The organism is Paenibacillus sp. FSL R5-0475, from assembly GCF_038004585.1.
In the GTDB taxonomy this organism is placed as follows: domain Bacteria; phylum Bacillota; class Bacilli; order Paenibacillales; family Paenibacillaceae; genus Paenibacillus_AQ.
Genome location: NZ_JBBORK010000001.1, coordinates 3,785,455 through 3,798,046 on the forward strand (window position 1 = coordinate 3,785,455; position 12,592 = coordinate 3,798,046).

8 protein-coding genes and 2 pseudogenes are annotated in these 12,592 nt (G+C 42.6%); 7 read left to right on the forward strand and 3 right to left on the reverse strand.

The features are described 5' to 3' along the window. Positions 1-28 precede the first annotated feature (28 nt). Entirely contained in the window at positions 29-3,925 is a 3,897-nt protein-coding gene (locus MKX41_RS16960) for a X2-like carbohydrate binding domain-containing protein (protein ID WP_340972061.1), read from the reverse strand. Positions 3,926-4,492: 567 nt separating this feature from the next. Between MKX41_RS16960 and MKX41_RS16965 the strand changes: the two genes are divergently transcribed. Next, a complete protein-coding gene (locus tag MKX41_RS16965) occupies positions 4,493-5,131 on the forward strand; it encodes a hypothetical protein (protein WP_340972064.1) in 639 nt (212 codons plus the stop codon). A 267-nt stretch (positions 5,132-5,398) separates the two neighbouring features. After that, positions 5,399-6,526 (forward strand): Gfo/Idh/MocA family oxidoreductase, encoded by a 1,128-nt coding sequence (locus MKX41_RS16970; RefSeq protein ID WP_340972066.1) that lies wholly within the window; start codon positions 5,399-5,401, stop codon positions 6,524-6,526. A gap of 143 nt (positions 6,527-6,669) precedes the next feature. Here the strand turns inward: MKX41_RS16970 and MKX41_RS16975 are convergent, their stop codons facing one another. Together MKX41_RS16975 and MKX41_RS16980 are read right to left on the reverse strand one after the other, a co-directional pair. Beyond that, a complete protein-coding gene (locus MKX41_RS16975; RefSeq protein WP_340972069.1) occupies positions 6,670-7,092 on the reverse strand; it encodes a hypothetical protein in 423 nt (140 codons plus the stop codon). Between the two features lie 750 nt (positions 7,093-7,842). Further along, entirely contained in the window at positions 7,843-9,426 is a 1,584-nt protein-coding gene (locus tag MKX41_RS16980; protein ID WP_340974957.1) for a sensor domain-containing diguanylate cyclase, read from the reverse strand. A gap of 580 nt (positions 9,427-10,006) precedes the next feature. On the opposite strand from MKX41_RS16980, the pseudogene MKX41_RS32335 reads away from it, so the two are divergent. The 5 genes and pseudogenes from MKX41_RS32335 to MKX41_RS17000 all read left to right on the forward strand — a co-directional run. Continuing rightward, positions 10,007-10,205: pseudogene (locus MKX41_RS32335) on the forward strand (transposase); the annotation flags it as partial. 121 nt (positions 10,206-10,326) lie between these two features. Then, a pseudogene (locus MKX41_RS16985) lies at positions 10,327-10,506 on the forward strand (FMN-dependent NADH-azoreductase); the annotation flags it as partial. Positions 10,507-10,606: 100 nt separating this feature from the next. Continuing rightward, positions 10,607-11,236 (forward strand): DsbA family protein, encoded by a 630-nt coding sequence (locus tag MKX41_RS16990; protein WP_076284728.1) that lies wholly within the window; start codon positions 10,607-10,609, stop codon positions 11,234-11,236. A gap of 26 nt (positions 11,237-11,262) precedes the next feature. Next, positions 11,263-12,084 (forward strand): cytoplasmic protein, encoded by an 822-nt coding sequence (locus MKX41_RS16995; RefSeq protein WP_340972074.1) that lies wholly within the window; start codon positions 11,263-11,265, stop codon positions 12,082-12,084. 4 nt (positions 12,085-12,088) lie between these two features. Further along, positions 12,089-12,487: a nuclear transport factor 2 family protein gene (locus MKX41_RS17000; protein ID WP_076284730.1), complete on the forward strand. Its 399-nt coding sequence runs from the start codon at positions 12,089-12,091 to the stop codon at positions 12,485-12,487. The last annotated feature ends 105 nt before the right edge of the window (positions 12,488-12,592 follow it).

Genomic DNA, 12,592 nt, shown 5'->3' on the forward strand with positions numbered 1-12,592 from the left:
AGGCCCCTCCGTTCATTCATCGCTCAACTTATTCTGTCCACTGTTCTCCGCCTTGTGTACTAGGCTTCGAGATATGGTCGGTCGATGCCTCCTCAATATCACCGAATGCCCAGTGGGAGACTGGAACATCGTTCCACCCTGGCTGCGTGACACCCATAAGCGGGCCCCTGCCCAAAACTCTGTTGATAGCTGTAACGGCTTCCGCACGAGTAAGCTTGGAATTCGGGCGGAAAGTTCCGTCACTGTAGCCATTCATTATACCTATATCTTGGGCTTTCTTTATCGCTGCCTGTGCCCAGTGACCGGTGATGTCAGAGAAGCCGCGACCCGATGTTGTAGAATTCGGGCTCAGCATGGCTGTTAAACTAGCCATTTCTGCACGCGTCAATGGTTGATTAGGCTTAAAAGTACCATCAATATAACCGTTCATTAGTCCCATCTTAGCTACTTTGGCAATAGCATCTGCCCCCCAATAGCTGGAGGGAATATCACTGAATGTTACGCCTGATCCAGTGGCCTCTTTCTCAGCAACCTTCGCTAGGATGGTTGCCATCTCAGCACGGGTAATGGGAGCATCGGGTTTAAAGAAGCCTCCCGGATATCCGTTGATATACGCCGAATGTCGCATCGTCTCGGAATCATCCTTCCCATCAGTTCCAGATGCCGGAGTTGGCGTTGGCGTCGGAGTCAGGGTAGGTGTGGATGAAGGCTGAGCTGGTATAGACTGACCCCCTGCATCAGTCGGTGTAGGTGTTGCCGTCGGCGTTGGTGTTGGAGGTTCTGTAGGGTTCGTTGTTCCGCCATCACTGGTTGGGACTGTGAATTTCAATCGATCTGTCAGCATGAGATTACCTGATTTCTTCACAGCTTTAAGTGTGTGTAAGCCGCTTGCCAATCCAGAAATACTATAAATCTCCTGTTGTGTCAGTCGACTCTGACTATAAGCATTCACAGTCTGAATCCATTGTCCGTCCACATAAATATCTACTTCACCTTGATCTGGACCCGTAGGTGTGATCAAGCGGATTCCAGTGCCCTTAAAGGTATATTCAAAAGAATCGCCGTCCACTGTCGTTGAATGCACATCATTAAGATAATCGCCACCAATAGTAAAGCTGAGGTTCAGCTTTCCCACTGGCTGTGATGCGAGATAAGATTTGTTCAGTTTAACACGGTCACCAGCTACCGTATAATCGGTCCCAGGAACCAGATGATATGATCCATTCGTAATGCCTATAAAGCTTTCCGGCTGTTGTAGAAGTGTAATCTCAATGTCCTGCTGAGCAGAAAGCGATTTATCAAAGCTCGCTGCGATCGGATTAATCATATTCGGAATCTCTACCTTGAGCATGTCAAGCAGCATGAATCTGCCTGATTTTTTCACAGCCTTGAGTGTGTGCTGTCCATCTGTAAGCCCAGAGATACTGTACAGAATCTGCTGTGACAATCGCCCGTTTCGATAAGCGCTTACCGTGCCCTTGAATTGATCGTCTACATAGATATCCATATCCCCTTGTGATTCGTCTACCTCAGTGAACAGTTGAATCCCTGTTCCTCTGAAGGTATATTCAAAAGAATCACCATTCTGCTCCGCATACTGCACATCGTCATTGTAGTCGCCCATTCCTCTTCCACTACTGCGGGACCAAGTACCGTTATATTTGATTCCCGGATCGTCATTATTAACCATCACATAACGGATGCCTGTAGAATCGCTAATGTGTACCGCTAATGTCTGTGGATCACCGGCGTTAAAGATGATGTTAAGACTTGTTATACCAGCAGATTGCTGTACAAGATATTCCTTCTTAATGGTCAATTTGTCATTAGTCACCGTATAATCTTCTTCGCGGAGTACCACTCCATTATTCTCAATACCACTCAGCGTATTACCATGCAGATTAAGCGTGACTGTGACATCCTTCTGTTGTTCCGTTGCTTTATCAAACCCAGCGGAAGTCGGAGTGATAGAACTGTTCTGACCCCCAGCCGGACTTTCTGTCGTCACTCTCAGCGCGTCGAGCAGCATATAATTTCCCGCTCCCTTGTTCACCTTAAGCGTGTGAGGGCCGTTAGAAAGTCCTGATACACTATAAAGAGATTGTTGTACCTCTCTCGGTCCACTTGTATACGCATTTACAGTCTGTGCAACCCCATCGTCTAATGTAACAATCATTTCTCCTTGCGATTCATGCTTTTCCGTCAGCAGCTCAATGCCTGTTCCCGTAAAGGTGTACTCAAAAGAATCACCGTCTTTCTCGGTATAATGCACATCGCCATTATAATCTCCATGTTCTCGGGCTGAGCTTACCTGCCATATGCCGTTGTATTTAATGCCGCTGTCATTATCATTAATGTAAACCACATCCGTAACGGTGGTATTGCTTGCCGAAGCTGAATCCGCAGCAGGGTCAGCCCCAGAGTTAAGAGCATCCTCTTGAGGAGTGTTCGTAGCAGTAGCACTGGAATCCTTGATTGTAATGCTCAGATCCTGCTTCCCCTCTATCAGCTCCTTGCCTCCATTTCGCTTCCAATCTCCGCTGTAGCGCATCCCTGTATCATCGTTATTGACAGCTGATGTACCGCTTAGCGCGGTTACTTTAAGCATGCGAGAGGCATGGGGTTCAAGGATGCCACCGCTGAATTCCTTCTCAAAGGTTCCCAGTTCGGAATGGCTCCATAGGTCGCGCACTGAAGCCGGACCATCAAGGCCAAGATCACTCCATTTGACTTTAACCTCCGCACCCCGACTACCCAGATTGAACAAAGCAACGCTGTAAGTCCCATCTCCATTATTGGCGTACCAGACCTGCTGCTGGGTATCCATCGATACCGAATGGCCAGGACGTCCGGCCTGATTTACGGCAATTACCTCATCATTGGTAAGCAGTTCTAGTCCATAACTATCCAGCCGTGTCATGTCATTCCCTGTATAGAGCGGTACGGAAGAAATGGACCAAAACGTCATCGCAGTCTTCCGCTCATCCTTGGTCAGACCATCCATGGAGCCGTTACCAACATTCAGGGAATCGAAGTCATTCCAGCCGCCAGGGCCTGCATCCCGCCACCAAAGTGCTGCTTTGGGGAATAATCGGGAAATACTCGGCCATGCTGTCAACCCACTGCCGTCATAAGATTCAACATCCCAATCAATTCGCCAACCGTTAGCATATTTTTTCCAGAATTCTACGTAATTGTGGTCGAGCGCCCAGGATAGCTCAAACCAGATGTTATTTCTATCCAAAGCCTTGGACCATGCTTCTACATCGCCGCGTGCATCCCGGCTCAAGTTGTCAATCCCCGACCCAGGGGTTACGCTGTCGAATTTGACGAAATCGATCCCCCACTCACCAAGCATATCTGCAATGGAATCCACATACTTCTGGGCACAGGGATTCGTGAAATCAATTTTATAGGTGTAGGAATTCCAATAATCCATAATGGTAAGCGGCTTGGCCGTAATATCCTGAATACGACATTCGCCGCCTGTCCCATACACCTCAAGATTTCGGTTATATGCATCGATAGATACCCCCGGGATCAGATAGATCCCAATCTTTTGTCCATTATTATGAACATAGTCAATGACCTCCTGAAATCCGTTCGGATAAAGGACTTCACTAGGAATAGGTCTCCCGTATTCATCCATATCGCCATTCCAGCCCGCATCAATATTAATATATTCATATCCATGGGCTTGCAGCTTCTCATGCATCGCATCCGATTGCTTCTTAACGCTCTCCGCCGATGTCCAGTTTCCTGCCCCATCATAAACTTGCATACTGTAACTGCTCCAGCCCATATACGGCTTTTGAGCCATACTCTTTTCCGCCGCTTGCGCAACATTGCCTTTCATTCCTGTAAAACCGAACTGTGCTGCTGCAATAATGAATACTAGCAGACTCATACCCAATCTTTTTCCCATTCGCTTCAAATCATCCTTACCCCCTCATGAAATGTGGTCAAAATTACTTTGATAGCGCTTTCTTTCGGAAAGATCATAATTGAATATGGATTTCCAAGATAGGTACATTTCGGTATTTTACGTACAAATAACCCCTAAATAGAGGGGCAAATAAACAGCCTAACAAACATAATTCCCTCGATTCTATGGAACTTAGTGAGAACACTGTACCTTAGTTATATTTGGACAATCACAAAACAAACTCTTGTTTCCTCGTTCCAGTGATGAAAATCACTTACTTTATTGGTAAAATAAAGAATAGTCTAGAGATACAAACGACATAGCAATAACAGATGAATGATATACAGAAGAAAGGAAGATCGCATTGAAGTTGGATTTGGATGGATTAAATGCTGATTTCTTAACTAGTATGCTTAAGGCATCTTTTTCATTGGAAAATTGGGGTGCTATGATTGAAATTGCAGATAGATTGATTACCCAGATTGCATTCATATATGAGACAAGCAGTGACACATTGAGAGAACAAAACCTGAAGCGGAGTATTCCCTATTATTTTGGATTTAGCTTATGTTCAAAAGGAATCGCACGCAAAAGCTCGGTAAGTATCCTGAGGCTAGAATGTGTATTCAAAAATATGCTGAATTGGGCTGGATCAAAGGACTAGATGATGAAGGAATTAATGAAGTCAAATACTACTGTAATATTGCAAAAGCCAATACCTACGTGCTCGACCTTTTGGAAGGCAAGACAGGAGTCCTAAAGGAGTATGTTGAATTTATTAGAAACAGTGCTGAGGAAGAGTTACTACCGGGACTAATTACCATCTTGGAATCCTCGATAAAATATAACTATTCCGTAGATTGGATTCTGAGTGATCTTAAAAACAACGTAAATGACATAGAAAAGTATGTGACTAATGTGGATATAAGATATTACGAGGAATACATTTATTTGCTGGTGATGTATTACTACGAACAAGAGAATATGAACGAAGCAATCAACACTATTCTAGAAACTCTGATTTTTAGTATCAAAATTGAAAACGATACAAACCTCAAGAAATCAGTAGTACTCTTTGAGCTCCTAAGAGAACATGCTCATCAATCACAACTTCAAATGTATCACAACATAATGGAAAAAATAATAGTCAAAGAGTTTACTAATGAAAAAGAAAATGTTCTTGCTTACAGTCGTAGTCTTGATTAGTTCCAGCTTAATGATCGCCTCTGCAAGTGCTTCCGCTGTCAATTTGGGTTCCACAATTTACACCGTTAACAATCACGGAAGGTCATTGATTGAAATTTTATAAGTGGATTATACAAAGGAGCGATCATCCGGCTATTGGATAATCGCTCCTTTGTATGTAAATGCATAAGATAGCTTAGCTAAAGACAATAAAAAGTAATAGTTTCACAATATACATAATCCTATGTACTCTATCATTTTTTTATATACAATAATAAGAGACAACTGATGCCTGTGCTACGAAGGTATTTACATACTAATCAACCATTAGAGGTGTACTTTAAAGATGAACAGACCTATTCGTTTTGGAATAATCGGAAGCGGCTGGCGGAAATGTATCTTAAGTTGGCTCACCTGCTTCCGCAGCAATTTCAGGTAACCGGTGTATTGATCTGCAACCCTGCCAAATACCAGCAACTGATCGACAAATGGAAACTGACCGTATACAGCTCGATAGAACACCTTGCGGCCGAGAGCGATTTTGTGGTCCTGGCGGTGTCCAAGACCGCTGCCGCCTCACTGCTGTTGGGGCTTGCAGCGCTGCAAGTACCTGTGTTGGCCGAAACACCCACCGCCTCTACGCCGGCTGAATATGAACTGCTTCGATCCAGCGCCATGGATTCCCCTCTGATTCAAATAGCCGAGCAATATCCGCTGTTGCCTCATCATCAGGCAAGAACCGCCTATATTCAAACCGGACATTTGGGCGAGGTAGGTCATGTTCAAGTCTCTGTTGCGCATGGTTATCATGGAATCAGCCTGATCCGTAAATGGCTCTCGATCACTGGCACAGCATGTGAAATCACAGCTCGCCGGCTAGAGGTTCCAATCATGGACTTCTCTTATAGGGGGAGGGAGACCGAAGATGACCTGAAGACAGAGCAGCAGGATATCGCAATTATGGTGTTTCCCTCCGGCAAAAGCGCTGTGCTTGACTTCACTCGCTCCCAATATTTCTCGCCCCTCCGTACCAACCGGGTACTCATCCGCGGATCACATGGGGAAATTCGCGATAATGAGATTATCCGTCGCCTGGGAACCGAAGAGACCGAGTATATGAACATTAGTCGGATTCAAGGCGGACAGGAAGGCAGTCTGGAAAGTCTCTCCTTGCATGAATTGCGTGCAGGACAGCTTAGTCTATTTCAGAACCCGTTTCATCCCTCTCCCCTTTCTGATGAAGAGGTTGGGATAGGACAAGCCTTATTGAATATGTCCAGCTTTCTGCACACGGGAATTTCAGCATACTCATTAGCGGATGCCTTAACAGACATCAGACTGTCATTCGCGGTCGATGAAGCCATCACCCTTGGAAGTACTATAACTTTGCAAGATGAGATCAGGCCTGCCAAATAAAAACAGGCACATGTGAAAGTTAAGAGCTTTCTCATGTGTCTGAACAATTGTATCCGATTCAATGACTCGAACAAGTGTAGCATGTAAAACCGAAATCAATGACCGCCCGATTTCACTCCCCTCATGCTCCATATGAAATTTAATTAAACGAACAAATATCCGATTACAGGACCCATAAAAATAACCAAATATATAAGTGTAATCCATGGCTGATAATGAATATAGAATTCTTTGAAAGAAAGACTCCAAGGGTGCTTAATGATCACCCAGCCCAAAACATCAATTATAATGCAAACTCCGGCCCATATTGCCCCTGTAATAAGAGCTTCTTCAAGGTTGGGTACAGATACCCCCCGCATATATAGCCAACCAAAGATAGAAAACAGAATGACATTATAAAGAGGATGCCAAGGCTTTGTTTTTTCATATCCCTCCCCCATACCTTTTTCGTCCATTGGACTCATTTTTAACGCATAAATATTAAATACGGTATGTAAAACTCCAACAATAGTCACTATAAAATAGCAAATCCATAACCATAACATCGACATTGCAAAATCCTGCATAACTGCCTCCTTTTATTACCCCAGCGCATGCAACTGCTGCTTTTCCGGCTATGGAAATGAGACCATTCAAAACAGAGTTGTTGTTTGAATTGAAAACATCATATCTGACTCCGCTCAAGTTTGCGCTTGATAATACGATGGTTATTATGCTTGCATCCGGACTGTATCTAACCTGGTAACCCTTATAAATATGCGCCTACATTGGATCTGATGAATTCAAATCTTTGTACACGCCCTTTTGCGGAAACCGAAAGAAACGAGTACGAAAAGGGAACATTGCATATTGTTGGCATCCGGCTCCTTTGATGGAAATGCGGTAAAGAAGTCAGCGTTAGCAAAATGCCAGCAAACCCGCTTAAAATCAAACAAGGGTTCCAGCTCAAATGAGCTGAAACCCTTGTTTGTTAGTGATGCCGAGGACGGGGGTCGAACCCGTACGGTTCTCACGTACCACAGGATTTTAGTCCTGTGCGTCTGCCTATTCCCGCAAAGCGTTGATAACACTGGCGTTTTCAGTGCTTAAAGTTCAACACCTAGCCCTTTAATAGTAAGAATTATGTGCGTTTCTGGCTTTCTTAATTACTTGCTCTTAGGAAATACCCAACGATAATAATACTCCCACTCTGGTTTTCTTTCCTCGGGAATATTATCAATTAATTAATGCTTCTTCCATTGTTGCTGGTGCCGCATTTTCAACTTTCACTATGATGCAGAGGATAAGGAACGTACCGCAAATTTCGAGAAATTGTTTCAAACATCAGCGACCATCGTCCGGTTTCTTCCCCTGCTCTTAGCCAGGTATAACGCTTGATCCGCCTTCTCCAGCAGCCCCTCCCGCTCCAATGCATGAATAGGATAATGGACGATACCTAGAGAGATCGTAACCCGTGTCGGGATTGGACCCCTGCTTTGTTCCAGTGCCCTCCGGACTCTTTCAGCTACGGTGAAGGCTTCCTCAGGTCTAGTGTGGGCCAGTAAGATGACGAACTCTTCGCCGCCGTAGCGGTGGCAAACATCGTCTGGGCGAAACGAAGTAACTATAACTTTGGCTACATGTTTCAGCACTTCGTCGCCAATGAGATGGCCGTAGGTATCGTTCACGAGTTTAAATTTGTCTACATCCAGTACAATGAGCGAAAACGGCTGCCCAGAGGTAATCCACTGACTCATCGTATACTCTAACGATCTCCGGTTCATTAAACCAGTCAGAGCATCCGTCGTAGCCTCTTGGGTCAGTTGATCCGTCTGCTTCTGAATATCCGTCACGGCAAGCAACACAGCCTTGGTCAGCAGATCTGCCTCTCGGCTCCATTGCGGCTTCGCTTCTGGCAATTCAATCTTCTCCTTGCCCATTCTGCTCACCAGATTTGCCAGGTACACAAAAGGCCGGGCCAGCTTGCGTGCTACGAGAATGACGCCCATCAGGAGTATAATGAACGGAAACAACGAATACCAGAGAATTGTCCGAAGGTGGCCCATCAGTTGATGATGAATGATACTAATCGGCGAAACGACCACGATTCCCCAGCCATTGGCCGGTACGCTGGAGTATCCGGCAAGCATTTCAACGCTACGGGTGTTGCGCACTTGCTGTTCCCCGCTTTCCCCTTTCATAAGTTTCTGTACAACCTTGTTACTGCTGACATCCTCCCCAATGAGCTGCTTATCCGGGTGGTACAACAGATGCCCGCTTGAATCCACAATATAATAATAAGAGCCAGAATCGTCCACGTTGTTGTCGCCAAAAATCATAGACAAAATATTGTTCTCTTGCAGATAAAACGTGCCGCTCAAAATACCGCGATATATGCCATTGTTGCTGAAAATCGGCTGACTCATAAAAACGATTAGTCTCTTGGTGGTTGGGGTCATGTAGGGGGAGGATATGTAAGGTTTTTTGAATGCCAGAGCTTCCAAACTGGCCTTAGAAGTAATATGGTCGCCTGTTGTCCCCAAACTAGTCGGTACTACGTTGCGGACCAGCCCGTCGGCATCGACTACAGCGATAGAATTGAAGTAATTGCTACTATTGCGCATCAGTTCTAAATTATCATCTACTTGCTTCGGCGTTGAGCCATCGTCATCGGAGAGTGTGGCAGCGCTGTATTCCAAACTGCTGCGCATGGACTGAAATAAGGAGTCCATTGTCTTGGTCATTCGGTCAGCGTTGTAGTAATTCAAATGGAGCGTAGTCTCCATCAATGATTGTTTTTTGGACTCGTATGAACCGATCAGAAGAATGCTTGAGGTTAGTAGAACCACCAGCGTAACCAAGCCCGTAAGCAGCGATGTGAGACTGAGCTTTTTACTTTGACGCGGCTCGGCTCTTCTCATTGTAAGCAAACTATAACCCTCCTTGAATCTTGAAAACTAGCTTTATCAATAATACAACAAATTAAGATGTTATTCGACAATAATCAATGAACTCCAATCTCTCACACCACTGTACGTACCGTTCGATATACGGTGCTTCATGAAATATTACATATTAAAAAGCTCCTCTCCAGAGCTTGTGAATTGACAAGCACTGAAAAAGAGTATTATCAACCTGAGTTCTGTGTACTCGGATGTGATTCCTAAGTACAAAGGACCTTTAGCTTTTGGAGGAAGCTTTAAAATTAATAAAACAAAAAAAACCTTGATTTTTCAAGGTTTTCACTGTGATGCCGAGGACGGGGGTCGAACCCGTACGGTACTCACGTACCGCAGGATTTTAAGTCCTGAAGTAGTCTTCGTAGACCCTTTTTACGCTACGGGAAGATCGAGTATAATGCCTTTAACCATGCGGGTTAAAGGTACTTTTTGTGTTCCATACTCTCTGCGTTCAGAGATTTGGATATGCAGCCATGTTAGCAAAAATGTTAGCAAAATGAAGGGCAGAAGCTTTGAGTTACTGCCCTTTGTGTATGAAAGCGCCGTGCGAAGCACCTTGAAAACCATGCGTAATTGGCAGGATGAGATCGTGAACTACCTGCCGTTGGACGAGTGCAACCGTAGAAGGACAACATAATCGTATCAAAGCTTACCAACGCCGGCACTACTTCACACGCAATCGTGGTTGTTATATGGCGGGCATTTTAATTGAATGCAATCGACACCGTTTATTGAGTTGAACATATCAACCACTAATTTTTAGATTGAGCCCAATAATAGGAAGTTAATTTTTTCGTCAATAAGAATTGACTTTCATTTTAGTTGTAACTACAATGGTTACAACTAGTAGTAACAGTACCTGTTACAGATAAAAAAGCACTGCATATTCAAGTACATGGTGCTTTCTACTCTGAAGGTCCAGCTGAAGAACTAGAAATGGAGCATCGCCATCTTTTGGTAATGATGAATTTTTTTTGCGTCCCTTCTTTTGAAGCAATCGATGTTGAAGGGCATAATAGGGCGCCTGAAAAAGCACAATAGATTAAAGAAGATGCAATTCTACGCTCTAAAAAGTTAGCTGAGAATTTCTAAGTAACAGCGAGATTGGTTAATAATAAAAAAATAAAGGTAGGCGTTTTTAATGGAGACAAAACAAGACACCCTTATATATGTATGGGATGCATATTGTGGATGGTGCTATGGATTTTCAGAAAGTATTAGAGGTTTTTACAAAAATCACCCTGAAATTCCGTTAACTGTTTTATCCGGAGGATTATTTTTAGATAATCTGCCAATAAAAAAATTCTCATATATATCAGAAGGTAATAAAAGAATTAATAAACTTACTGGTGCAGAATTTGGTCCTTCATATCAGGCTTTGTTGTCAGAAGGTACTTTTACAATGAATTCAAAAGATGCTGCAATTGGCTTTTCAGCTTTACGTTCATTAGCACCGAACCGTTTGTTAGAATTTACTTCTGCCATGCAAAAAGCGTTTTATTATAATGGAAAAAGTCTGAGTGACCCTGAAACATATCGTAAGATAGCTATTGATCATCATTTGGATCCTGAACAAGTACTAGAGCGACTAAAATCTCAAGAAACTATAATAGATGTTCAAAATGATTTCAACACGGTTCAACAACTTGGTATAAATAGCTATCCCTCTTTACTTCTACACAAGGATAACCAATTAATTCCTATTGGTGGCGGAGTAATGACGTCGGATAAAATTGAAGCACGTTTTAAAGATTGTTATATTATTAAATAATTTCACCAAAAAGGAGATAAAATTCTATGTTTAAAACAATCGAAATGAATCAAAATGATGTGAAATTGACGATATTTAGTTCTGAAGAAAATAGTTTTATGGTGACTGCAACCTTAGTTGAAAAAGCAGGACATGCATTCTTAATAAATACGAAATTTACTCAATCCGATTCGAAAGAAATTGTTGATTACCTAAATAAAAATAACTTATATTTAGATAAAATTTTTATTATTCATGGAGATCCGGACTACTACTTTGGGTTAGAAAGTATTAAAGCAGCGTTTCCAGAAGCCATTGCGTATGCCACAGAATCCACTGTTGAACATATTGTTCATTCTGTCTTAGGTAAATTAAAAGTCTGGAAAGATGCACTTGGAGAGAACGCACCAAGTAATGTTGTATTGCCTCAAGTATTCACAGAAAAAACCATTGACTTTCAAGGTTTAACATTTGAACTTGTAGGTTTAGATAATTACAGAACTAGCTTATTTAACAGAGAATTGAAATTATTGATTGGTGGCATTGATATTTTCAACGAAATACATGTTTTCATAGCAGATACTAGCTCAAAAGAAGCAATGGAAGCTTGGATTGAGAACTTGAAAGTGTTACAAGGGTTAAATGCTAACATAATCGTACCAAGCCATGGTTCAATTGAAAAATCCTTAGATAATCAAGCACTTATTGCAACTATCAATTATCTAAAAACTGCAATTAAAGCTTCCGAAGAAAGTAAAACTTCTACGGATTTTGTTGCAAAGCTTGAAGCAGCATATCCAGGCTATGCAAATAAAGGCGTATTAGAATTAAGTGCAAAAGTTGTAACGAAAGAAATTTCTTGGGGGTAATGTTATGAATATATACCAAAAATTATTACATGAAACGTATGTATTAACCGGTGAAGGAAAATTGGATGCCTTCAAAATGTATTTAAGTGATAATGTATCTTGGACAGAAGCTGCTGGATTTCCTTATGCGGGTACTTATGTAGGTCCAGATGAAGTAGTGAAAAACGTACATGAACGCCTTGGAACCGAATGGGATGGCTATTCTGCAAAAGATGAAATCTATGCGTTTAATAATCACACTGTTATCGTCTACGGAAAATATAGTGGGACGTATAAAGCAACAGGAAAATCATTTATAGCAGACTTTTGCCATCTATATGAATTTGATGAGAATGATAAGGTTAAAAAATTTATTCAAATCGTGGACAGCGCAACTGTCAATAATGCATTAAGTTCAAATTAGTTGTTTGTAACTTAACTTGTATACGGGGTAGCGTCAGGATAACCGTATTTTCCTGACGCTACCCATCGCTATCAAGCTAAGGTTTTACACTACCCATAAAGCAAA